19 protein-coding genes are annotated in these 23917 nt (G+C 39.5%); 14 read left to right on the plus strand and 5 right to left on the minus strand.

The annotated features are described in order from the left end of the window. Window positions 1-23: 23 nt before the first annotated feature. Complete coding sequence (locus RIV7116_RS06635; protein ID WP_015117511.1) at window positions 24-935, minus strand: DUF3365 domain-containing protein; 912 nt, start codon at window positions 933-935, stop codon at window positions 24-26. A 641-nt stretch (window positions 936-1576) separates the two neighbouring features. Between RIV7116_RS06635 and RIV7116_RS06640 the strand changes: the two genes are divergently transcribed. Both RIV7116_RS06640 and RIV7116_RS06645 read left to right on the plus strand, forming a co-directional pair. Next, on the plus strand, window positions 1577-3367 hold the full coding sequence (locus RIV7116_RS06640) for a serine/threonine-protein kinase (protein ID WP_015117512.1): 1791 nt from the start codon (window positions 1577-1579) through the stop codon (window positions 3365-3367). Window positions 3368-3556: 189 nt separating this feature from the next. Further along, window positions 3557-4444, plus strand: a complete 888-nt coding sequence (locus RIV7116_RS06645) for an ATP-dependent Clp protease proteolytic subunit (RefSeq protein ID WP_015117513.1) — start codon at window positions 3557-3559, stop codon at window positions 4442-4444. Window positions 4445-4905: 461 nt separating this feature from the next. Here the strand turns inward: RIV7116_RS06645 and RIV7116_RS06650 are convergent, their stop codons facing one another. After that, window positions 4906-6183 (minus strand): transposase, encoded by a 1278-nt coding sequence (locus RIV7116_RS06650; RefSeq protein ID WP_232435767.1) that lies wholly within the window; start codon window positions 6181-6183, stop codon window positions 4906-4908. A gap of 88 nt (window positions 6184-6271) precedes the next feature. Between RIV7116_RS06650 and tnpA the strand changes: the two genes are divergently transcribed. Further along, window positions 6272-6691: an IS200/IS605 family transposase gene (gene tnpA / locus RIV7116_RS06655; RefSeq protein WP_015117032.1), complete on the plus strand. Its 420-nt coding sequence runs from the start codon at window positions 6272-6274 to the stop codon at window positions 6689-6691. Between the two features lie 72 nt (window positions 6692-6763). On the opposite strand, the gene RIV7116_RS06660 is transcribed toward tnpA, so the two are convergent. Further along, the gene (locus RIV7116_RS06660) at window positions 6764-7540 is read right to left on the minus strand and encodes a peptidoglycan-binding protein (RefSeq protein ID WP_015117514.1); all 777 of its coding nucleotides are present in this window, start codon (window positions 7538-7540) and stop codon (window positions 6764-6766) included. A gap of 358 nt (window positions 7541-7898) precedes the next feature. Here RIV7116_RS06660 and RIV7116_RS06665 point away from each other — a divergent pair, with 358 nt between their 5' ends. The 7 genes from RIV7116_RS06665 to RIV7116_RS06685 all read left to right on the plus strand — a co-directional run bounded on the left by RIV7116_RS06665 (window position 7899) and on the right by RIV7116_RS06685 (window position 16169). Beyond that, window positions 7899-9359: a hypothetical protein gene (locus tag RIV7116_RS06665; protein ID WP_015117515.1), complete on the plus strand. Its 1461-nt coding sequence runs from the start codon at window positions 7899-7901 to the stop codon at window positions 9357-9359. A 149-nt stretch (window positions 9360-9508) separates the two neighbouring features. Beyond that, complete coding sequence (gene rimP, locus RIV7116_RS06670) at window positions 9509-9973, plus strand: ribosome maturation factor RimP (protein ID WP_015117516.1); 465 nt, start codon at window positions 9509-9511, stop codon at window positions 9971-9973. A 217-nt stretch (window positions 9974-10190) separates the two neighbouring features. Next, window positions 10191-11549, plus strand: a complete 1359-nt coding sequence (nusA, locus tag RIV7116_RS06675) for a transcription termination factor NusA (RefSeq protein WP_015117517.1) — start codon at window positions 10191-10193, stop codon at window positions 11547-11549. A 44-nt stretch (window positions 11550-11593) separates the two neighbouring features. Further along, a complete protein-coding gene (locus tag RIV7116_RS34740; RefSeq protein WP_015117518.1) occupies window positions 11594-11845 on the plus strand; it encodes a YlxR family protein in 252 nt (83 codons plus the stop codon). Between the two features lie 205 nt (window positions 11846-12050). Beyond that, window positions 12051-12371, plus strand: coding sequence for a hypothetical protein (locus RIV7116_RS35715; RefSeq protein ID WP_157229258.1), 321 nt, complete (start codon window positions 12051-12053; stop codon window positions 12369-12371). Continuing rightward, a complete protein-coding gene (gene infB / locus RIV7116_RS06680) occupies window positions 12313-15456 on the plus strand; it encodes a translation initiation factor IF-2 (RefSeq protein ID WP_015117520.1) in 3144 nt (1047 codons plus the stop codon). The genes RIV7116_RS35715 and infB overlap by 59 nt, the downstream gene beginning before the upstream one ends. A gap of 506 nt (window positions 15457-15962) precedes the next feature. Beyond that, window positions 15963-16169, plus strand: coding sequence for a hypothetical protein (locus RIV7116_RS06685; protein ID WP_015117521.1), 207 nt, complete (start codon window positions 15963-15965; stop codon window positions 16167-16169). Window positions 16170-16257: 88 nt separating this feature from the next. On the opposite strand, the gene RIV7116_RS06690 is transcribed toward RIV7116_RS06685, so the two are convergent. After that, window positions 16258-17817, minus strand: a complete 1560-nt coding sequence (locus tag RIV7116_RS06690) for an ATP-dependent DNA helicase (RefSeq protein WP_015117522.1) — start codon at window positions 17815-17817, stop codon at window positions 16258-16260. 308 nt (window positions 17818-18125) lie between these two features. Here RIV7116_RS06690 and RIV7116_RS06695 point away from each other — a divergent pair, with 308 nt between their 5' ends. After that, a complete protein-coding gene (locus tag RIV7116_RS06695; RefSeq protein ID WP_015117523.1) occupies window positions 18126-19091 on the plus strand; it encodes a M48 family metallopeptidase in 966 nt (321 codons plus the stop codon). A 197-nt stretch (window positions 19092-19288) separates the two neighbouring features. Here RIV7116_RS06695 and RIV7116_RS06700 read toward each other — a convergent pair whose 3' ends face one another. After that, window positions 19289-20242 carry an ATP-dependent Clp protease proteolytic subunit gene (locus tag RIV7116_RS06700; protein ID WP_015117524.1) on the minus strand — a complete coding sequence of 318 codons (954 nt, stop codon included), beginning with the start codon at window positions 20240-20242 and terminating at the stop codon, window positions 19289-19291. A 558-nt stretch (window positions 20243-20800) separates the two neighbouring features. On the opposite strand from RIV7116_RS06700, the gene lysS reads away from it, so the two are divergent. The 3 genes from lysS (at window position 20801) to RIV7116_RS06715 (ending at window position 23802) form a co-directional block, all read left to right on the plus strand. Beyond that, window positions 20801-22327, plus strand: a complete 1527-nt coding sequence (lysS, locus tag RIV7116_RS06705) for a lysine--tRNA ligase (protein ID WP_015117525.1) — start codon at window positions 20801-20803, stop codon at window positions 22325-22327. Between the two features lie 245 nt (window positions 22328-22572). Beyond that, window positions 22573-23268 (plus strand): hypothetical protein, encoded by a 696-nt coding sequence (locus tag RIV7116_RS06710; protein ID WP_015117526.1) that lies wholly within the window; start codon window positions 22573-22575, stop codon window positions 23266-23268. A gap of 69 nt (window positions 23269-23337) precedes the next feature. Next, window positions 23338-23802 carry a hypothetical protein gene (locus tag RIV7116_RS06715; RefSeq protein WP_232435768.1) on the plus strand — a complete coding sequence of 155 codons (465 nt, stop codon included), beginning with the start codon at window positions 23338-23340 and terminating at the stop codon, window positions 23800-23802. The last annotated feature ends 115 nt before the right edge of the window (window positions 23803-23917 follow it).

A 23917-nucleotide genomic window follows, 5' to 3' on the forward strand; every position in this document is an offset into this window, starting at 1 on the left:
AGTAGCAAATTTCATCAAAAAGATTATTCCCTATTCTGATTAGGATTACTATAACTTTTAAGTCTATTCATTGCCATTTCTAAACTTAATTTCATCCTTTTGAATGCTCTGGCAAGATTACCAATTTCGTCATTAGATACTTGGTCAAAATCAACGTCTATATGTCCGGTGCTAACTTCTTCTGCCACGCGGGTAATACGTTTGAGCGGAAGTATAACTTGTCTATTCAAGAATATATTGACTAAGACAATAACTGCTACAAAAACAAGAGATACAATACCAATAATTACTACAAATGATTTATTCGCTTTTTGAATAACTCTATCAGCTGGTACTGAAATCACTTGAGCGCCGATTATTTCATTGAGTTTCCACCCAAATCCATGAGCAGTACCGTAACGCTCAATCATGCTTGGAGGCGCGACATCAACTGTACTATGACACTGCAAACAACTCTTTTGCGTTACTTTTAAAGGACGAGCAATATAGAAAATATCTCCACTCAGAAGCGAACGAAAACCGCTCATTTCTGTTTTTTTCTGATTCTGGAAACGTTCTATAATCTTGGTTTCAAAATCATCAGCTTTATCTCGAAGATTAGTTGGATTAAGTGTTGCTTCTTTATAAAAAAAGTCTTTATAGTCTCCTTTTTGCCGAAGATTTTCAAATACCTCTCTAGCTGAATAAGCAGGTACGCTTTGAGGTAAAAAACTTATTGCTAATTTCTCTTGCAACTCTGGATTGATTTGAGTACTCGTGTAATTACGAACCGAATTCATCGTTTCCATCAAAATTAAAGCCGTATTCGTAACCTGCCGTTTAGCATTTTGTCTAAGCACAAAAGATAGAGCTAATCCGCTTACGCTAACACCAAGAATCAAGACTATCAGCAGTAAAACTGTAAATTTTTGTTTGAGTTGTAATTTTTTCAACATAATCTTAAGCTTTTTATACTTTTGTAAAAATATTTAATTCCGATACAAGTATGTAGACTGTAGATAATATGAATTGCTACAGAGCTACATTTAAATATTCTTAATCGTGCTTGAATGTATTTTTAATTACCTTAGATTTTCTCCTAGCCAGCAACTATAAGCTTTATCAAAATAATTTTTTGATACTAAGAGTTAATTATTTATCAAATTCTAATATGTCACTAAGTAGTAGGGTATTTTTTTATATTTAAGTAAGATTTATCGGATGTATCTAACTATATCGGGTTTATTAAGGATAATAAATCAAGAAAGGTTAATTTTTTCTTGTTTCGTCTTTATATTTATACAAATCTAGAATTTACGCAAAGATAACTTCATTGTGTCATTATCAGCGACAGCTTAGCGCAGTATCTCTTAAACGGAGATAGTAATCTTACAAAACGCTCTTTATTGCTTCCCTGCATTTTCTTGCTATCACTATTTTGCTTTGCATAAATGCTGACATATTAGGATGACAAAGGTATAAAGTTTGATTGATATTTGATTGATGTTTGATTGATTTACCCGCTCTTGATTAAATATTCAGATCCAAATATAAAAATTATGCAAAAATAAATACCAGTAACTACTAGTTTTTACTAATGGTTTGGCAGCGGGGAAAAAAGTTATTTGGCGATCGCTACATAATTGAAAATATTCTCGGTGAAGGCGGAATGGGTATAACCTATCTTGCTAAAAAACAAAGTGGCGAATTGCGAGTTATCAAAACTCTTCGAGAAGATATTCTTGAACATCCTGCTTGGAAACCATATGAGAATAAAATATTACAAGACTTTCGCGATGAAGCCGTAAGATTAGCTGTATGTCGCCACCCTCATATAGTTGAAATCAAAACAATTTTCGATCAAGAAAATTTGCCTTGTATGGCGATGGAATACATAGAAGGCACAGATTTAGGCAAATATTTACGGCGAATGGGGGTATTATCTGAAGCAGAAGCGCTACTATACATTCACCAAATTGGCGATGCTTTGGAAGTAATTCATCGTCGAGGTTTGCTGCATCGAGATATCAAGCCTGGTAACATTATTATTCGCCAAGGAAAATCGGAAGCGGTATTAATTGACTTTGGTATAGCTAGGGAATTTATTCCCAACGAAGTGCAAAAACATACAGTTTATCGCACTCCCGGTTTTGCACCACCAGAACAATACCAAATTTCAGCACTACGGGGAGAGTTTATTGATGTTTACGCTTTGGCAGCTACTTTGTATACCATTATTACGGGAATTATTCCTCCAGCTGCGGAAGATAGAGGTAAAAACACTTTACTAAAACCACCACAAGATTTAAATCCCCATATCAGCGATAGAACAAATCAAGCAATAATGCGCGGAATGGCGCTAAATTCTAAATATCGTCCGCAATCAGTACAGGAGTGGTTGCAGTTACTCGAAAAACCAACCCATGAAAATAAAATATTAGCAACAGTACCTCCAACGCAAATTGTTACCTCTCCCCGTCCATCCTTACTTCTCTACCGATGGAAATGCGTAAATACCCTTGAAGCAGATACCAGCATGGTTCATGCAGTTACTATCAGTCCCGACGGTAAAATTTTTGCTAGTGGCAGCGATAAAACTATCAAATTATGGGATTTGGAAAGCGGAAAACAGTTGCGTCAGCTAGGAGGTTGGTTTTCTTCACATTCAGGCATAGTTGATAGCCTTGCATTTAGTGGCGATGGAGAAGTTATTGTTAGTGGTAGTTGGGATGAGACAATCAAATTATGGTCTGTAAGTACGGGTAGACAAATTCGGACTTTAAAAGGTCACAATAGCTCTGTAAATACCCTTGCTTTTAGCCCAGACAATCAACTTCTAGCAAGCGGTAGCCTTGATTGTACAATCAAACTCTGGCACATAATAACCGGGCGAGAAGTTGGCAATTTGACAGGACATTCCGCTTCAATTAACGCGGTTGCATGGAGTCCAGACGGACAGTTTTTAGCTAGTGCTAGTGCTGATTGCACGATCAAAATATGGCAAGCTACGGGTAGAGAAATTCACACTTTGTATGGTCATTCTTTATTCGTTAACTCCATCGCCTACAGTCAAGATGGGACAATGTTAGTCAGTGGCAGTTCTGATAATACTATTAAGGTGTGGCAAGCGAGTACGGGTGAAGAAATTCGTACTTTGAAAGGTCACTCTAATGCGGTTTGGACGGTGGCATTAAGTCCAGATAGACAATTTATTGTTAGCGGTAGTTGGGATAAAACAATCAAAATTTGGCTTCTGAGTACGGGTAAAGAAATTTGTACTTTAAAAGGTCACTCTAATTACGTTCGCTCAGTTGACATAAGTCACAACGGACAGACTTTAGTTAGCGGTAGTGATGACTATACTATTAAGATTTGGCAGCAGCATTAGTTTGAGAATAACCAAAAAATTGGTAGTTATTAGTCAAAAATTAGGATTTCTAGACTGTTGGCTTGTTAATTGTAGCTGGTAGCCAATAACTGATAACTATCCGCCGATCACTGTCTCTAGATAGACATCCGATTTGGCAAAAATTGTGAGAATAAATCACGTAAACAGTTAAATCTCACACTTTGCTTTATGAATTTTGGTATTTTCGATATATTTTGGATTTTTCTACTGCTTTCTTCCATACAACCGATTTGGCAAAAGCGTAAAATGGAGTATCGTCGCTTCAATAGTATCGATCAGTTTCAGCAAAAACGTAAAAGTCGGGTAATTCTACTCATTCATCGCCAAGAGTCTATCAGTTTCTTAGGAGTGCCAATTTCACGCTACATTACTATCGAAGATTCGGAAAAAATTCTTCGGGCAATTCGTTTGACTCCACCAGATGTTCCAATTGATTTAATTTTGCATACTCCTGGTGGTTTGGTTTTAGCAACCGAGCAAATAGCTAGAGCTTTAATTCGCCATCAAGCCAAGGTTACCGTTTTTGTACCCCATTATGCGATGAGTGGAGGTACAATGCTGGCTCTTGCAGCCGATGAGATTGTTATGGACGAAAACGCGGTTCTAGGGCCAGTAGATCCCCAACTTGGTAATTATCCAGCTGCAAGTATCATTAAAGTTGTTGAAGATAAACCTATCGGTGAAGTTGACGACCAAACCTTGATTATGGCTGATTTATCGCGCAAAGCCATCAACCAAGTACAGCGCTTCGTCAGGACTTTACTTCAAGATTGCATTCCCAAACAAAAAGTGAAACCGGAAAATATTGAAAACATTGTTAAGGCTTTGACAAGCGGACAAGTAACCCACGATTACCCAGTAACAGTAGAAGAAGCAACGGAAATGGGGCTGCCCATTACTGTTGGACTGCCCCGAACTGTCTACGACCTGATGGAGTTGTACCCGCAACCACAAGGTGGAAGACCTTCGGTGCAGTACATCCCAATGCCTTATGATGACCGTCGTCCCCTGCTTCCGGTTCCCAAAGGTAGACCGATGGAAGAGCCAAACGGTTAAGAAGATAGCTGCGTAGTAGGGAGAGTCGCGAGTCACGAGTTGGTAATTTACTTGCGACTTGCTACTCATTTGCAACTATTTACGATGACCTATGTCCCATTGCCAATACTTCTATGGTGATTCGGTGGGTGTAGGTACTGTTGAGCCACTCCGCGCAATAAATTGACGCGGATTCAGGCATAGCCATCTAACTTTTCACCGCTTTTGTGGTTATCTGGTTAGAGGTTAGCACTTGGGTGGACAACTGCTCAGAGGAACTATGGTAGTTCTTGCGTTCGGACGCGCCTACTTGCCTTGCAGTTTGTTGATATTGCCGAAGCTCGGTGGGGGAAACTTCCCCCACCAGACTTCGCTTCCATGCGTCCACTAAGAGCGGCTCCGCCCTTGGATACTCGCGTAGAGCATCTTGCAATGAAAGCTGATCGCCATACACGTATCTACTCAGAAATGCGGAGAACAAGTCACGATGCATTGTAACCCCGGTAACATCTCGATGAACTCGCTCTGAGAGAGATTTTTTTTATGCGAGTGCCATCAAGGTGGGTTTGTGAGAGTGCTGTTGTCTGAGTAGAAAACTGGAGAAAACAACCGCCAGCATTTTCGGCTTTGCGTTTGATTTCTGATTGAAAAAAGCCAGGAGACTTAGCAGCTATCGCTTTTCCATAACGCTTCTGCCATCCCTTGATACTAACTTTTTCAGTTTTGATTTCGTTGCCATGCCGTAAGATTTCATTTACAAGCCTACGGTTCTGGCACTTAGCATAACTTGCCTTGCGTCGTTCAAGCTCTGCTTTGTGGAGAGCAAGTGTGCGATAATTCTTTGTCCTTTTCCACGGTCTTCTACCTTTTAGAACCTTACCCTTCTTTGTGACGACTCGGTTTCCAACTTTCTTATCAAAGTCAGGCTCAAAATTATCAGGATTGTTGCTCCTCATTGAGCGCTGCATTTTACGCTGTAAGACTTTAATCTCGCGCTCATAGGTAGGAACCTTATCAGCAAAAGGTAGGAGTCCTGCTTGTTCGTCAGCCACAAAGGCTACATTGGAAATGTTAACGTCAAGTCCTACTACGCCTTTAGTTACGTAGTTTTGTGGCTTTTGATATGGTAAACCTTCGTTTACAAGCTGTACAAACCAGCGCTTTTTACCGTTTAAGTTGCGCCAGAGAAGACGGCAGTATTTTATCTTGGAGCGGAGTCCATGAGTTACAACTCGATTGCTCCAATCAATGATTGGCTCTAAAGTAAGTCCACACCATTGTACTTGTTCTTCCTTCCAGCAAAGTCCTTGTTTGTTTGACTTTCCTTCAACTGAGCGAAAGCGAGAGGGGACTTTAAATCGCACCTTACTACTTAGACCCAAGAGTATCTTATGAGCAGCTTGAAATGCTCTAGTAGCAAGTCTTTGTTGCGTGTTGGAATCAACGTTCTTGGCTATCCACTTACTTTGTTTGGCGGTAACAGTTGCAAAGCGATGGAGACTATACTCATTAAATTGAGCGCCATCTCTTGCCTGCTTAAATAGCTCCCGTCGCTCCTTTTTCTTAGTTTTACTGAGTTCTCTTGCTCTTAGGTATGGCGTAGACTTCCTTACTCGCTCAAGTCTTCTTAATGCTTCGTTAAGACAAGCATTGTAGAGTTGACGTGCTGCTTGAAAACGCGCTTCAAGCTTACGTTCTAAGAAGCTGTCAACTACCAAGGGAACTTCTGTGATGAACGAGGACGTTTTTGCTTTCGTCATACCTAGTAACGCTTTTTCTCTCAACCTATAAAAATAGTATCTTGCTATACTATTTTTGTCAACAGGTAGTGGCTATATACAATTCTTTATGAAACCTGTAACTAAGCAATTAGCCAGTAGGGAGTACCGTCATAATAATCACTCAGTTGGGAGTGCAACGGTTCATTTGGTCTGGATACCGAAGCGGCGAAAGCCGGTATTAGTGGGAGAGGTTAAGCAGCGACTCTACCAGATTCTGACTGAAGTTACTGCTGAGAAGGGGTGGTTCATTAAGGCGCTAGAGATTGCACCAGACCACGTACATATGTTGGTAGAACACGACCCAAGTACAGCAATTAACCAAATCGTAAAGGCATTAAAAGGCAGGTCGAGCAGAATTTTACGCAAGGAGTTTCCGCACTTGTTAAAAATCCCCGCTTTGTGGACTCATGCGTACTTTTATGACACTACCGGCAAGGTAAGTAGTGCCGTCATTCAAGACTATATTAACGACCCACATCATTACTAAACTAATGGCGAATAAATTCGCCCGTGTCGAATTTCCGCCCCGATTTAAAAATACGGGGCTACCATTCTCCCGCTACTTTTTCGGTGTCGCTTCCTCTTCGTCATCAGGCGATGGGGTAGGAGTTGGCGAGGGTATAACAGGAGTTGGAGTAACTTCCGGGGTTGCTGTTGGTGATGGTGTCGGGTTTGGTGTATCGGTTGGTGTTGGTATTGGCGTTACTTCTGGTGTCGGTTCTGGTGTCGGGGTTGGCGTTGGTGTTACTTCCGGTATCACAGGAGTTGGGGTAACTTCTGGAGTTGCTGTTGGTGATGGTGTCGGTTCTGGTGTCGGTTCCGATGTCGGGGTTGGCGTTGGTGTTGCTTCTGGTGCTGGTTGCCCTTGGTTATCTGTTGCTTGCTCATTTAGTCTTTGTCGTAAAGCTAAATCGGCGATTCCACTTTGTTCGAGTTCTAACTGCTCCTGATACTTCTTAACTACTTCTTGCGTTCTTGGCCCGTAAAATTGATTGAGAGTTAACTTAGGGTCAGGATTAGCGACCAAATTTAAGTTGTACTTGAGAATTTTAACAATTTCGGCTGCATGATTCTGAGTTTTTGGTCCTGCGATACCATCAACTCCTAATTTGTATCCTCGCTGAAATTCGCTGATTGCTTTTTTTGTTTGAGCATCTGTCAAAGGCGCTTCCGAAACTCTCACGTTGTATCCCAATCCGTACAAAACGGAACGAAATTCTCGTGGAGTATAATTACGCTGACGAGCGGCAAAAACTGTATTTGAAACGGCTACACCACTGACAATTATGCAGGTAGCCACTACACTGATATTCTTATTGCTAAACTCACACCACATGATTAAAACTCCGAGTCATTAAAATCGGCAGTATCTTTAAGCCGTACAGCTGCATTTTAAATTTATTTAAGCTATTTTTATCAGTTTTTCCTTAATTATTAATCATTTTTTTCTTAATCAAATTTTTTTGTAATTATTTGAAATGCATAGCTATAAATAATTTTGTCATCTTCCTATAGATGTATCTTGAAATCTGGTATAAATAGTTTATTTTTTTTGCAATACGTATTATTTAAGTGATGCAAAATACACATAGTCAGATGCATTTTACCTTGTAATAAATATTCTAGAATCATCGATAAAGATTAAATATAATACTTTACGTCAAATACAAAATATGTGGAAGCACTGAATCAAAATGATAAATAGAAAACCTATAAAAAAGAAAAACCTTTGGTTTGAAAGATTAATAGCACTTACGGCCACGATCAATTTAGGATTGGTATTTTTTAACATAACTTACATTGGATGGCGTGATTTTTATTTACGTAGCTTGCCGTTTATTCAAGAAATATATGACCCGATTAAAGGAATTGAACCACATAGGGAAACTGAAAATTATTTGAGAACTATAGAAGAATTAGAATCTCTTGTTGGGGAAACAGAACAATTATCAGCAGAATCGGTAGAAAAGTTAGAAGAATTACGCAACTTGAGCGTAGAGATGATAGAGAATAATCCATTTGCAGCAGTTTCAAAAAGCGGTACTCTGGAGAAAATCAAAAATAGAATGCGCGAACATCTAGATAATGAATCTTCAAAACGTGCTTTTTCCACTTTTTGGACTCAAGAATATTTGTTGCGACAGGGTTTAGATAAAGAGTTAAAATTTTTTAATCAAAAAATTAAACCATTAATAGCCACTAATTATTATCGAAGCATTGGTGAAAATGGGGAATTTATAGATCTATTTTGGATTATTGATTTACCATTCGTAATTTTATTTGTATTCATATTATTGGCACGTAGTTATTATGTAAAACGCCGCCATCCTGGATTTAGCTGGTTAAATGCGATTTTATGGCACTGGTACGATTTATTTTTAGTCCTACCCTTTTGGCGTTGGTTGCGAACCATACCTGTATTATTTCGTTTAGAAAAAGCAGAGTTATTAAATTTACAAAGCCTGCGGCATCAAGCTCAACAAGGAATTGTAGCTAATTTTGCTGAAGAAATAACTCAAATAGTAGTAGTACGAGTCATAAATCAAACTCAAAGTTCAGTCAGAAGAGGAGACTTGACTCGCTGGCTGCAACAAAGTCAAACCTTGAGTCCTTATGTAGATATTAACAATGTCAATGAAATAGAAGCCTTAGGGGGAATTTTTGTACAAACGATTATTCACCAAGTAATGCCAAAAATCCAACCGGAAATAATTGCACTTTTACAACACAATATAGATAGCGCCTTTAACCAATCTCCTATTTATCGAAATTTCCGCAATCTGCCCGGATTTGAGCAAATGCAAACTCAGTTAAGCCAACAATTAGCAACGAGCATTGCGACAAATCTGTATCAAGCATTGGTTTCGGCAGCAGAAGATCCGGTTTCGGCGGAACTCTCAAGCCAATTAGTAAAACGCTTCAGTGAATCTTTGACTACCGAAATTCAAAAAAAGCAAGTACTCTCAGAAATACAAAAGTTATTAATCGACTTCTTGGAAGAAATCAAAATTAATTACGTTCAAAGGCTATCAGAAGAAGATGTGGAGCAAATTCTCGAACAAACAAGAAATTTATATTCAGGAGTGCCTGTTCCCTTATTAGCAGACACGAGAATTAGCCAGAAAGCTTATCCTTATCAAACTAGAAACGAGTAATTGTACATTTTTTGCTGCAAGCATTTTGAAAAAATGCGCTAAACTCAAATTAGGGACGAGCTATTTTACAGCTCGTTGCAAGACTTCTTGGAAGATATTGTTATTGCAGGGAGTGGGTGATTGCCCACTTTTTTTGTTGGAATTGCCACATGACTCATCCTTTAGTTCCCCAAATCGTTGACTTAGCAACACCAGTAGCAGAAGACCTTGAACTAGAGGTCGTTAAAGTGGTTTTTCATACCAATCAAAGCCCGCCAGTATTGCGAGTAGACATCCGCAATCCTCTAACGGATACTAGTTTGAATGATTGCGAGCGTATGAGCCGTAATTTAGAAGCAAGTTTGGATGCAGCTTCAATAATTCCGGATGCCTATGTATTGGAAGTGTCTAGCCCTGGTATTCCCCAGCAATTGCAAACTGACCGGGAATTCATTTCTTTTAAAGGATTCCCGGTTAAAATTTGCACTTCTTCACCCCATCAAGGACACTCCGAATTAAATGGTAAACTGGTTCGCCGAGATGAAAAAAGCGTTTACTTAAATAAAAAGGGTCGCGTAATCGAAATTCCCCGTTCAAAAATTACTTACGTGCAATTAGACGAAGAACGCGATTAAATAGGGAGACTAATTCAAACCAGGACTGCTTCTTACTTTTTGCGGACGTGAAGAAGAGCGGTTTTTTTGCTAAAAGAGCGAAGTAATTAATGGTTAAGACAGATTGTTCTATCAATAATTAACCATTCTTTTTAGCAATCAGCCGTAAATTTTTTGCACACCGCCTATTTATTATCTCTAAATAAGGTATTTTTGCGATTTTTAAGGAGAACGATGTATGTCAATGCTTAAACTACTTGGATTAAAAGAATTGATTGAAAGTATAAGTCGAGAGCGGAATTTACCGCGTCTCGCCGTGCAATCGGCAATTCGAGAAGCACTGCTTAAAGGCTACGAGCGCTATCGTCGCGCTCAAAATTTAGACCGCAAACAATTTGATGAAGATTACTTTGAAAATTTTGAAGTAGAACTTGATATTGATGACGAAGGATTTCGCGTTGTTTCTACTAAAACTATAGTTGAAGAAGTCATAAATTCCGACCATCAGATTGCCCTTGGGGACGTTCAAGAAATCGTAGACGAACTTGGTGATGATGCAGCGCAACTTGTAGGACAAGAAGTAGTTGTAGATGTAACCCCCGATAAAAAAGAATTTGGTCGCATGGCAGCGATGCAAACTAAACAAGTGCTATCGCAAAAACTGCGCGACCAGCAGCGACAATTAATTCAGGAAGAGTTTCAAGATTTAGAAGCAACAGTACTGCAAGCAAGAGTATTGCGGTTTGAAAGACAATCGGTGATTATGGCTGTGACCAGTGGGTTTGGTCAGCCAGAAGTAGAAGCAGAATTACCCAAACGCGAGCAACTGCCCAATGATAATTACCGTATTGGCTCCACTTTTAGAGTGTATCTGAAAAAGGTTTCTCGGGGTCAACAGCGAGGACCGCAATTGCTTGTTTCTAGAGCCGATGCCGGTTTAGTTGTGTATCTGTTTGCCAACGAAGTGCCGGAAATTGAAGACGAAGTAGTACGAATTGTTGCCGTTGCCCGCGAAGCCAATCCTCCTTCTTCTTACGTCGGACCTAGAACAAAAATAGCTGTAGATACTTTAGACCGCGACGTTGACCCAGTTGGTGCTTGTATTGGAGCCAGAGGTTCAAGAATTCAAGTAGTAGTCAACGAATTACGCGGTGAAAAAATAGACGTGATTCGTTGGTCACCAGATCCGGCTACCTATATTGCTAACGCTTTAAGTCCAGCACGGGTAGATGATGTGCGATTAATGGACCCAGAAACGAGACAAACTCATGTACTCGTAGCTGAGGACCAACTCAGTTTAGCAATAGGTAAAGAAGGACAAAACGTTCGTTTAGCTGCTAGACTTACTGGTTGGAAAATAGACATTAAGGATAAAGCGAAGTACGATTTTGAAGCAGAAGATACAAAATTTGCAGCAGCAAGGGCACAACACGCAGCAGAACTTGAAGAACTCGAAGAACTTGAAGAACTCGAAGCCGAAAAATTAGCAGAAGACAAGTTAGATTTAGATAATCAGCCAATTAATTCAGAATTACCAAAAACTTCATTAGATGAAAACGAGGAGGAATTTGAGTCCGAGAATCCAATTATGTATTAGTTGAAATTTTGATGGTGAGAATTGAAACCGAATAGTTAATTAAAATGAAACCAAATTGGAGGCGTTGTATTAGTTGTCGAAAAGTCAGTTTAAAAAGTGAGTTTTGGCGGATTGTCCGCGTCTTTCCTTCAGGAAAGGTACAATTAGATCGGGGTATGGGGCGTTCTGCCTATATTTGTCCGAATTCAACTTGCCTTAGCCTTGCTCAAAAAAAAAATAAACTAGGACGGGCATTACGTGCACCAGTTCCAGAAATGCTGTATAAGACACTGTGGCAGCAATTAACAATCAAGTAACTTTTTACTTGTTCAAATTATATAGGGGGTAATTTTAACAAATATTAAAGCTGAGATTCGCCTATAAATGCGTTCTTCTATGTTGATTAAATTATCTTTTAGTAAAGAAGGTTAGTGCCACGGAGAATTATAAATGAGTATTGACACATGGCTCTTTTGGGCAATAAGGGCACTTGCTTTTACTGAGTTATTGTAGGCAGATCGTGTGTTAAACCCGACAAAAACATCAACAAAACAAAAAACTAAATATCGGCATTTGGTAACGCCCATGCAGCCCATTCGAGCATTAACCAATATGGCGACAGGCTTGGAGATGCCAGCTTTCCAATGGACACATCTCTCTTTCCTTTTTCAGGAGGAACCTTTTCAAATTGAAAATGGCAACCGTTACACAGTTTTCAAAGGATGGAGATGTCGCAAAAGCTGGCAGCCATCCGTTAAAACTGTAAATTATAGGGGAAGAGTGGATGAACAACGGCAAAGTCAGAATTTACGAATTATCAAAGGAATTGAATTTGGAAAATAAAGAGCTATTAGCAATTTGCGACCAGCTCAACATCGCGGTCAAAAGTCATAGCAGCACTATTACTGAATCGGATGCAGAACGTATTCGTTCGCAAGCAGAAAAACTGACAACAACTTTGGGGTTGTCGAAAGAGCATGGTACAAATAATAAGGGTTCTGCCAACGGTCATAATGCACCCAGCAAACCACAAATATTGGAAATTCGTAGCAAACCAAAGCCACCGAAGAACTCCAGTAGTACTGACTCTGCTTTGCTCTCACCCAATTTAGAAAACCAACAGAGCGCATCTACCGATAGCGCGTCCGCAAAACCTTTTAATTCTTCAGTCTCGCCGAAAGAAACAGTGGCACCAACTGCACCAGTCTCCCCGAATCAGCCCTTGCGCTCTCCAGATAACTCTGTATCCGTTACAAATACGGATAATTCAGCATCCACTCCCTCTTCAGAATCAAATAAAACAGCTTTGAGCAAACAAGAAAAACTAGTTACACCCAAATCTAAACCGGAAAGACCAAATGCACCCGAACTAACTGCGCCGCCAACTAGACCTGCGGCAGCAAACCCAAATTCCGGTTCGGACGATCGCGTCGTTGAAAAACCAATTCTTAAGCGCGATCGCAGTCAATCAAAACCGCCGCAACGCAAGCGGGAACAGAATGCCGAGAAAGCTGAAATATCAGCAGCACCAGCTTCTAAAACCCCGCGTCCGACTTCTGCACCAGTATCAAAAGTAGAAAAGCCGCAGAAGGTCAAGAAAATCTCCCAGGGAGGCGGTGGTTCTTCTGATGTTGCACGTCCGAAAAAGCAAGTACGTCAAGAATCGTCAGCGCCTCCGAGTGTATCGGCGCTTAAACCCCCAGTAAGACCTGCCAAACCGTCGGTTGGCGAATCAACTGATGTTGACGACAATGATGATGATGATGTAGTTGTCGAAGAAGTAGTAGAGCTAAAGCGTCCAACACCACCTCGTTTACCCAGAGGTCAGAAAAAGCGCTCCAAACAAGAGGAGGCTATTGACGAAGCTAAAGAAGCAGCTAAAGCCGCAAAAGCTCCTAAGAATAAACGTCTGAAGCCAATGGTTGAAGACGATTTTGAGGTAGACTTACTTGACGAAGATGAAGCAAATAATGCGATTCAAGCAGCAGTTAGCAATGCTATAGTTCGTCCTCCGAAACCAAAAAGTTCCACACCGAAAGCAGCACCAACACCTGCTGCACCAAGCAAAGTTAAAAAATCCGGTTCTCGCGACCAAAATCGTCGGCGCGGGGGCGGCGGTAATACAGAGGCAGAACCTAAACGTCAGCGTCCTGAAATAATCACGGTTAACGGTCCAATGACCGTACAAGAATTGGCAGATGCTTTGGCAATGCCAGATACAGAAATTGTCAAAATCTTGTTCATGAAGGGTATTGCAGTTAGTATTACCCAGAGTCTTGATACTTCAACAGTCATTATGGTGGCTGAAGAATTAGAAGTATTGGTAGATACTCCAGAACCGGAGGCAGAAGCCCGTAAGGTTACGGAGATGCTGGACTTAGCAGATATGGAAAATCTCCATCATCGTCCACCCGTAGTCACAATTATGGGTCACGTAGACCACGGTAAAACAACTTTACTCGACTCGATTCGTAAAAGTAAGGTGGCTTCTGGAGAAGCTGGAGGTATTACCCAGCACATTGGGGCCTACCATGTAGATATCGAACATGAAGACAAAGAGCATCAAATTGTCTTTTTAGATACCCCCGGTCACGAAGCATTCACGGCAATGCGAGCAAGAGGAGCAAGGGTTACAGATATTGCCATATTGGTAGTAGCTGCCGATGACGGCGTTCGTCCCCAGACAATTGAAGCCATTAAGCACGCTCAAGCTGCGGAAGTGCCAATTATTGTTGCAATCAACAAAATTGATAAAGAAGCGGCACAGCCCGATCGAGTCAAACAAGAGTTGATGCAATATGGTTTGACCTCAGAAGAATGGGGTGGCGAAACAATCATGGTTCCCGTCAGCGCCATTAAAGGGGAAAACTTAAATACGCTCTTAGAAATGATCGTGCTGGTTTCCGAAGTTGAAGACCTGCAAGCGAATCCAGAGCGTTCGGCTAAAGGAACTGTCATTGAAGCTCATTTGGATAAAGCAAAAGGTGCAGTCGCAACCTTGTTAATTCAGAACGGTACCTTACACGTAGGAGATATCCTGGTAGCCGGTTCCGTGTTCGGAAAAGTCCGAGCAATGGTCGATGACAGAGGGGAACGAGTTGAAGAAGCAAGTCCTTCCTTTGCTGTAGAGGTATTGGGTTTAAACGACGTACCCGCAGCAGGTGATGATTTTGAAGTCTTCACCAATGAAAAAGAAGCACGGTTACTTGCCAACGAACGAGCCGAGGTAATACGTCAATCCCGCTTGATGCAGGGAGGGCGCGTCACCTTGACAAGTATTTCAGCACAAGCACAAGAAGGCGAGTTAAAAGAACTCAACTTAATCTTGAAAGCAGACGTGCAGGGTTCGGTCGAAGCTATTTTGGGTTCGCTCAAACAAATCCCGCAAAACGAAATACACATTCGGATGTTGCTATCTGCTCCTGGAGAGGTTACTCAGACAGATATCGACCTAGCCGCAGCCAGTGGTGCAGTAATTATCGGCTTTAACACTACATTTGCTAGTGGTGCGAGACAAGCAGCAGACGAAGCTGGTGTAGATGTACGAGAATACAACATCATCTACAAACTCTTAGAAGACATTCAAGACGCATTAGAAGGTCTGCTAGAACCAGAATTAGTAGAAGAACATTTGGGTCAAGCAGAAGTACGTGCAGTCTTCAAAGTAGGAGGCGGTGCTGTTGCTGGTTGCTACATCCAATCTGGCAAACTGCTTCGTAACTGTAAAGTCAGAGTACGTCGCGGTAATAACTTCGTATTTGAAGGTGCCCTTGATTCCCTCAAGCGGATGAAAGAAGACGTGCGCGAAGTCAACTCCGGTTATGAATGTGGTATTGGCGTTGATAAGTTCAATAGTTGGGAAGAAGGCGACATAATTGAGGGTTATCAAATGGTGACTAAACGTCGCACTCTTGCAATGGCAAGATAGTGAGCAGGCAAAGATATCGCAAAAATCTAATTGGGCAACATAGGTATTTATTACCCCTAGTTGCCTTATTAACATCAAAACCCTTACGCTTGCAAAATATTATTCCAATTAAACTATGTAGAGATTCGGCGCTCAGCTTTTATCTCTACATATTTTTATATCCGTAAAATTCGGTAAAATTATGAATTAAAATTGAGTTTAGTAACAACTGCAACAGAAATATCCGTCAGTTAACCACTAACTTGAAAAAGTATTGCATAAAACTAGAATTTAATTTTTAGGCAATTCTCAGATCGGTTTGGAAAAAAATCAAACGATAAAACAATAAAACAATTAAAAAAAAATAAATTAGATTTAGTTCGTAGTTTTGCTTGTAATAGAAAGCATAGCGAGTGTATTACAGTACGGATAGGACACTATAAGTAATCCCAAGTCAATAAATAAAAATATATTCTGCACAAATTATAAAAGTCAAATCAAAAAGTTAAGCAAAGGATTGATTAATCATGAGTAGTTTTACAGTCAAAAGCGATAGTGGCTTAAAAGGCGATGCCGATATTTGGAATAACTTGAAGCAAGCGATCGCCATTAGTTCAGGTTTTCAACGTTGGCAGATGGAGCGAGTCCATGCGGACAATGCTTTTGAGACATTAAGTTTAGACGAACAAGTACAGCGGTATCTAAGAGAAACTTTAGAAACTTTAGCTTATTAACTGATTGTTAGTTTTCAATTATCAACGAACAATTGCGAAACCAAACTATGAAAGAGCCTTCGCTGTTAATTGTTAATTGATAATTGAATCAAGATTCTTCTTCAGGATTAGAAAATAAACTCGGATCTAAATAATTGATCCGTGAAAGCGGGCTTAAGGCTGCAAGAACTTGAGCGCCGTAGCTACGGTAAATGGCTCGGCTATCTAGCAAAGCCACTATGCCGCTAGAATCTCTTGCAGGAGCTACGGCTCGCTGTAATTCGTTTAATGCTGTAGGTAACAAATACAAGCGGAACCAGTCTTGATGGGAATGCTTGTAGTAAGCAACTCTACCGGCAACCAATGGATCTTCTAAAGATGGTAGAGGTAAAGTGGAAATAATCAACATTTGTGGAGCAGGTAAAACTCTTTGATGTTGCCGCCAAAATTCCCAACCGCAAACTAAAATACCATTTTCATCCAAACAAGTTTTGTCTACCTGTACCCGCGAACCAAATTCAGCAGCCAAAATTGTTCCTAATTGAGATTTGAGCGGTACATCTCCAACTAAGATTACGGTTAAACCTGGTGAAGTTGCACTCAAGCATACTAAAGTGCGAACTTGGTGAATAAACACAGGTTTAAATTCCGGTGTGTTAGGTAAAGGTAATTTATTAGGTATGTAAACTTGAATTGCTTGAGTTTGATTATCATTCGAGAACTTTAAGCAAGTCAGATCGCCTAATCCCAACCGCTGGCGAAATAATGTAGCTTCAGTTTCTGGTTCTAAAGCCGAACCGACTAGTACTACAGGTTGTCGCTGCCAAATTGGCGAGAGAATTTTTCCCAACTCAATTGGGGCACAATGTAGAGAAAATAGACCTTGACGGCGGCTAATAGTAGCCCAGAGTAAAGGAGGAGAAGGTGAAGATTTAGTAGCAGAAAATGTTTCGTGTCTCGTTTTAAATAATTGCCAAAACCTTTTCCAAGTTTCCGGAAGGCTACTTAAATCTAAACTTGAATAAATACGGCATAAAATTTCTTCTTCTGGTTCCGATATCAAGTAACATTCGTAGGGATTTGCAGGATGCTGAAAAATTTCGTGGGTTAATTGCACTCGGAGGGTACGAATTTCCTCAGCCAAGGAAGGATAAGCGAGCATTAACTGCTCCCAATCTTGTGGTTCAATGCTCGCGGTAAGCTGTTCTCTTATCCAATCTTCCAAGTCATCTACACCATCAATAATTGTGGGAATATTTGGGGGAAATTTACTATTAGGACTCAATTGAGCATTTAACCAAGCTTGAGGAGATACTATGAGAATTCCCTGGAAATCTAAAGAGGGAAAAGTATCGCCTACTATAATTGGTTTATTAACTTTTAGCCACTTTTGTAGTCTAGGAATTTCCACTTGTAACAGACGTTGCTGTACTGGTTGAGTCGCGACGATAACCACAGCCCCCTGCCACATTAAAGCCGAAGCCACAAAACTAGTACGATACTGACCTTGATAACCACAAGCCGCTCCCACCTGAATTAAAGCGCTACGCCCTACCCTTAACGCGCGTGCTACCAACCGCGCCATCGTTAAATGGTGTGGCCAAGAAGGTAAACCTGCCTGCGATCGCAGGAAATTATGTAGTGATAAATGAACTTCTGCTTCAATCACGCTCTAAATCCCATACATAGTGATTTTTAGTTGATTCTTTAAACTAATTTTTTAACTTAATTTTTTTAGCCAATTCTTTAAACCCAGTTTTAAACAGTTCTTATCTTTATTTATATTATGTTTTTATTTTGAGAGCGGCAGTCTAAGGTGCCAAATTGCTAAACTACAAACGATTAAACACTTTTTAAATATAGTTCAGACGATTACAAATTATGTAACGTAGCCTTCTTCAAAGAAGTACCTTTGAACCAGATTGTGCCGTTTCTACATTTGTTGTCGCCGAACCTACAACTAATTACCCTGCAATTATGCCAACTTATAAAGGAATTTCCAGCGAAGCTTTCAGACATCCCTTAGATCGTCAAGCCGAAGAAAGCTTAAGAGGTTTACCGGGGTTTGACTTTGTTGCCCGTAAATTCGTGGAATTTGTCTACGAACGTCCGCAATTAATTTATTTAATGGGTAATACCATTGAAGTAGGACCGCGACAATATTCAACTATCTATCAGATATTTCGAGAATGCGTGCGAGATTTGGATATTCACCCAGAACCCAAATTGTTTGTTGAGCAAAATCCCGTTGCCAATAGTTACGCTTTAGGACAGGAGCATCCTTACATCGTTATCAATACGGGAATTTTAGATTTGCTTAACGAAGCCGAAATCAGATCTGTGTTAGCCCACGAGTTGGGACACATTAAGTCTGGTCATACTATTTTAATTCAAATGGCGATGTGGGCGATGAATGCAGCCTCTATTGTCGGAGAACTGACTTTTGGTATTGGTAACATAGTTAGCAGCGGTTTGATTTATGCCTTTTTTGAATGGCGACGCAAAGCCGAGTTAACAGCCGATAGGGCTGCACTATTGGTTACGGATGACTTGAATACGGTTATGTCTTCAATGATGAAAATTTCTGGCGGTAGCAATAAATATGCTAACGAATGCAGTTTGCAAGAATTTATTCGTCAATCGGAAAATTATCAAGCACTTGACGAAGATGGGCTTAATCAAGTGTATAAATTTTTAATGTACAACGGCGCTCAAGGGGTAATGCTCAGTCATCCTTTTCCTGTAGAAAGGCTACATCATCTCAGGAAATGGGCTGTATCTCAAGAATATATGGAAATAAAACAAGGAAATTATGCTAAAGAATCTGACAAGAGTACAGTTGATGTGAAACCGAAAGAAAACCAAAATGACGAAATTGATAAATTGCAGCGAGAAATAGAAAAATTACAAACAGAAATAAATCAAATTAAACGCGAACACTGACTTGTAAACAGAAATAAATTATAAGAATAATTAGAGCAATTAATTAGCAGCATGTGAATCAGAAAAAACCCGGTTTATTAGAAAATCCGGGTTTGTAGACGTGCTAATTGCTTAAGATTTGCTTACTTAATAGACAAAATTAATTATCTAAAATTTTAAATATTGTTTTAGGAGAAGCAATATAATTATTTTTAGTTTCACTGCCTTTTATCGAAGGGCAAGATATTACCTTCAATCGCTTCATTCTCTCCATCGTCTGTAGAAACTGATTCTTCCGCAATTCTTTCCCTATCTGAGTGATTTCTGTCTGAGTTTTCTTCATTTTCTTCGCTCAAATTTTCCAAATTTAAGATAATTTCATTAGAAGGAGGTTTACGTACCAAAGGTAATATCATCTCTTCTAGTTCAAGTTCTAAATCGTCAGGCTCTCTAACACAATCAAATAACTTTTTCGCTTCTTCATAGTCAATAACAAAACTATGAGAAGGATAGTTATAAATTAGATTTTTAATGACTTCAATGCCTTCCGGCTTTAATCTTTGACCATAAGCTAAAGCAATATTCATTAATCTATTCATTTCACCCAATCTTAAGGGGTCAATTTGACTGGGGATTGGAGACAATAAATTTACAGCCATAGAACTTGCAATATCTGCTGCTGTTTTGGTAGTTATCAGCGCTTGAGTTCCAGAAATTAAATTTAACAAATAGCTCTCAAACATTTCAAAAGCTTGCGAGCCAATTACAGACATGGCTTGTTGAATATCTAATACAGACTCGCTTCTAAAGTCATCATCTTTAGTCACTTGGACATCGAGAGGACCTAATTCACCGAAATCAGATATGACAATTTCGTCGGCACCTAATGCCAATAAAGTTCCGGCACTTTTACAGTAGCCAAATACAAATAAACTAAACTTTTTATATTTTCTTTTGATATAGCGGGCAATTCTAAAAGCCGCATCTGGGTCGCCACCATAAGTAGTCATAATTAAGACTACGTTATCTCTTTTAGGTGAGGTTGCTTTAATTTCATTAATTAATTTATCAGCATTAAAATCTGTGATTTCAGCACTATACAGAAAAATATCAGCATCAAGTTCCTCTGCAACAAACTCAATACATCTGATTAACTGCTTTTTGTTTTCCATAGAAATAAATTTATATTTGTAACTTAGCTTTCATCGTTTTCAGACATAAGTTATAGAATTATTGCTGAAATATTTCGGAGTTTAAAGATATAAAAAATACAATAGTGTTTTTGAAGGGAATTGAGAAACGAGAGTATCCGATGTTTTGTTCGCAAATCGAGATAGGAGTATGATTTTTGACATCAACTCCTATGAGCAAAGCGAAATCTTGTGTAAGGCACTTGCAAGTAATAAAATACCCAACCGTCGCGGTGGCGCGGAGCGCCACCGCCTACAAATCATCGGTTTTACTAATATATATATGAAACGGTTGGGTATTTTATTTTTTGGATCTCCCTAAATACTATTTATCCAGGTAAAAGCAAATACAACTCGCTATCCTTAGAAGCGTAATCGCCCAGAAGCCTAGATCGTAAATATGTAGATTTGATGTAGGTACATTACTCTTGCCAGTTCATTAATTTATGTTTTAAATAAAAAAACTTACCCAAATATTCTCAATGTACAATGCGAGCAGAGAACTATAATAAATCTTGCCCGTTCGTAAGTTCGTAAACCATGTCGGAAGAAGATATCCGTGCCACTAGGCTAGAAAAAGTAGAACAGCTACGACAGCAAGGGATGAATCCCTACGCTTATAGATGGGAAGTAACCCATCATGCTGGTGAATTACAAGAGAAATTTGCCGATATCGCTAACGGTGAAGAAGTTGACTTTGAAGTAGCGATCGCCGGAAGAATAATGACACGTCGTGTCATGGGTAAGTTGGCGTTTTTCACTTTGCAGGATGAAACTGGCACTATTCAGCTTTATTTAGAGAAGAAGCGTATTTCGGAAAGTATGGCGGATATCGATGCCGATGCTTTCAAAAATCTCAAACAGCTTACAGATATGGGCGATATTCTGGGAGCAAAGGGAACTATAAAACGGACTGAGAAGGGCGAATTATCGGTTTACGTTAAGCAATATAGTGTCCTAACTAAATCCCTGTTGCCTTTACCCGACAAATGGCATGGGTTAACTGATATTACTAAACGTTATCGTCAGCGTTATGTGGATTTGATTGTTAACCCTGATGTGCGACAAACGTTTCGCCGTCGCGCCTTGATTACTGCCGGGATTCGCCGCTATTTAGACGAGCGGGGATTTATTGAAATTGAAACTCCGGTAATGCAAGGTGAAGCAGGAGGTGCAGATGCACGTCCGTTTATCACTTACCACAATACGCTGGAAATGCAGCTGTATTTACGCATTGCTACCGAACTTCATTTGAAGCGATTAATTGTCGGTGGGTTTGAAAAAGTTTTTGAATTAGGACGAATTTTCCGCAATGAGGGCATTTCCACCCGTCACAACCCGGAATTTACCACCATTGAACTTTACCAAGCTTACGCCGATTACAACGATATGATGGATTTGACCGAAGGTATAATTACTACCGTCAGTCAAGAAGTTATCGGCACGCTGAAAATTAATTACCAAGGAACTGAAGTCGATCTGACTCCTCCTTGGCGACGAGTCACAATGCATGAGTTAGTTAAAGAATATTCAGGTATTGATTTCGAGTCATTCCAAAGTTTTGAACAAGCCAAAGCAGCCTGTAAGAATGCCGGTATCGAAGGTATAGATGATTGCCCTTCATTGGGTAAACTTCTTAATGAAGCCTTTGAACAAAAAGTTGAAGAAAATTTGGTTCAACCTACATTCGTCACTGATTTCCCCGTTGAAATTTCGCCTTTAGCAAAACCCCATCGTTCAAAACCCGGTTTGGTGGAACGATTTGAATTATATATGGTAGGAAGAGAAACTGCTAATAGCTTTTCCGAACTTACCGATCCTATCGATCAACGCCAGCGTTTAGAAGAGCAAGCAGCTAGAAAAGCAGCTGGAGATTTAGAAGCCCAAGGTGTGGATGAAGATTTTCTTGCCGCCTTAGAATACGGTATGCCTCCTACGGGTGGATTGGGTATTGGTATAGATAGATTGGTGATGTTATTAACTGATTCGCCTAGTATTCGCGACGTTATAGCCTTTCCCCTACTCAAACCAGAAAATAGTACGGATAAATCCGAGGAGCAATCCTAGCAATCAAATTTTTACCGACGTACTCCTTAAAAAATGGGCAGGCTTTTTAAAAAGTTTTCGTTTTCAAAGTCCGGAACTTGTCCGTTGTGGATCTTCCACCCACAACGGGAAACGTGCCCATTTTTTTTACAGAGAAATTTTTACCGTGCGTTATGCTGTTGCCTAGCGCACCCTTTTTAATTTATAAATAACTCAAGATAATCAAAAATCTAACTTCAGTTGTAGGATGCGAGGGATATCATTTTTTGCAAGCAAAAGATATTAAAAATAAGTTAAAATATCTTATAAGGGAAGCATCTATAGTAGACCCGAATTTAGCAAGAAGATTAGATGAAATAAACCGTTGGGTAAAAGACTTAAAGCCCGGTTCGTTAACTGCAAAAAAATTTGTAATCTTATTTTTAGAACAAGTAATTAGAGATGCTGAAGTTTGGCTTAGTGTTAAATCTTTACCGACATACGAAGAACAGCAAGCAGCTTTTGATGCTCTTAAACCGAGTTTGAAATTCTGGTACAGTTATTTATTTCCTAAATGGCTTAGCGAAAATGACTCTAAATTTTATATTTGGAGACAAAAATTAATGTCAGGTCAATTTTCTGGGGAAGATACTGATTTAATTGCATCTGTTGTAGATAATATTCAACGTCGTGGAGGTACTGTCGTCAAAAGATATATCGCAGATTTTTCAATGGCTACCGATATAATTGTAAGTAGCGGCTACGATACATGTCTTTGCGTTCAACTTACTAGCTTAAGTGAAGAATTTTTTCAAGAAAAATTTAACAATTGGGAATCGACATTACGTTTTTGGAAGATAGATAAAGGACTACTATTAAGCTACAATCCAGGTATCACCGATTTTGTAGACAGAATAGTGAATGTGACGCTGTATAACAGCAATCATCTTGAAACAGGTATTTATTTAACATTTAGTTTTTAGTATTTAATTGTTAACCAATTAAACAGTCAGCAATATCTCTTAATAATTAGAGTCATAATGGTAAAGGAAATGTCAATCGACTGTCAAAAGAGATTAGATAAATTTATAGAATCAGTAGAAGCGGCTCAAAAATTACAAAATGACATAGTAAGATACGGACTAGAAGCAGCTTATTTATATGCTGAAGATGTAGATGGAGATTGGTTAGAAAAGTGGGATGAAGATGAAACCACACAAATTAATTTTGTTGAATCTGTTACTACCTTTTTAGAAAGTGATGATTGGGTAGCCGTAAGTGTAAGAAAACAGTTACAGGGCAAATCATTGTGTGAAATTGCAACTCAGTTAGAAGATTGTCTGAGACTTTCTGAAGCAGAAAACCTAGTATTTGCCATCAAAACTGTTTTAGTAGAAAGCGCGAGTTTAGAAAAGATTAATTGTAGCTTCAGGGATGAAAAAGAAGCTGTTGATTTATTAGATTTAGCAGAACAATTGGTAAAGAGGTTAGAAAGAATTTTTGAAATGAGTAAATAGATAGTAACTATAAATGTAGAGACATTTCTTTAAGAGCCAGATTACAGTTTGTAAGCTCTATATACAAATCTCTGCCTTCATTTTGTTATGGAGGCAGAGCTACCATGTATCTCGT

It is taken from the genome of Rivularia sp. PCC 7116, assembly GCF_000316665.1.
In the GTDB taxonomy this organism is placed as follows: Bacteria; Cyanobacteriota; Cyanobacteriia; order Cyanobacteriales; family Nostocaceae; genus Rivularia.

Coding starts and splice junctions, on each gene's coding strand:
- RIV7116_RS06635 (WP_015117511.1), bottom strand. CDS start 935: ATGTTGAAAAAATTACAACTCAAACAAAAATTTACAGTTTTACTGCTG.
- RIV7116_RS06640 (WP_015117512.1), top strand. CDS start 1,577: ATGGTTTGGCAGCGGGGAAAAAAGTTATTTGGCGATCGCTACATAATT.
- RIV7116_RS06645 (WP_015117513.1), top strand. CDS start 3,557: ATGAATTTTGGTATTTTCGATATATTTTGGATTTTTCTACTGCTTTCT.
- RIV7116_RS06650 (WP_232435767.1), bottom strand. CDS start 6,183: ATGACGAAAGCAAAAACGTCCTCGTTCATCACAGAAGTTCCCTTGGTA.
- tnpA (WP_015117032.1), top strand. CDS start 6,272: ATGAAACCTGTAACTAAGCAATTAGCCAGTAGGGAGTACCGTCATAAT.
- RIV7116_RS06660 (WP_015117514.1), bottom strand. CDS start 7,540: ATGTGGTGTGAGTTTAGCAATAAGAATATCAGTGTAGTGGCTACCTGC.
- RIV7116_RS06665 (WP_015117515.1), top strand. CDS start 7,899: ATGATAAATAGAAAACCTATAAAAAAGAAAAACCTTTGGTTTGAAAGA.
- rimP (WP_015117516.1), top strand. CDS start 9,509: ATGACTCATCCTTTAGTTCCCCAAATCGTTGACTTAGCAACACCAGTA.
- nusA (WP_015117517.1), top strand. CDS start 10,191: ATGTCAATGCTTAAACTACTTGGATTAAAAGAATTGATTGAAAGTATA.
- RIV7116_RS34740 (WP_015117518.1), top strand. CDS start 11,594: ATGAAACCAAATTGGAGGCGTTGTATTAGTTGTCGAAAAGTCAGTTTA.
- infB (WP_015117520.1), top strand. CDS start 12,313: ATGAACAACGGCAAAGTCAGAATTTACGAATTATCAAAGGAATTGAAT.
- RIV7116_RS06685 (WP_015117521.1), top strand. CDS start 15,963: ATGAGTAGTTTTACAGTCAAAAGCGATAGTGGCTTAAAAGGCGATGCC.
- RIV7116_RS06695 (WP_015117523.1), top strand. CDS start 18,126: ATGCCAACTTATAAAGGAATTTCCAGCGAAGCTTTCAGACATCCCTTA.
- RIV7116_RS06700 (WP_015117524.1), bottom strand. CDS start 20,242: ATGGAAAACAAAAAGCAGTTAATCAGATGTATTGAGTTTGTTGCAGAG.
- lysS (WP_015117525.1), top strand. CDS start 20,801: ATGTCGGAAGAAGATATCCGTGCCACTAGGCTAGAAAAAGTAGAACAG.
- RIV7116_RS06715 (WP_232435768.1), top strand. CDS start 23,338: ATGTCAATCGACTGTCAAAAGAGATTAGATAAATTTATAGAATCAGTA.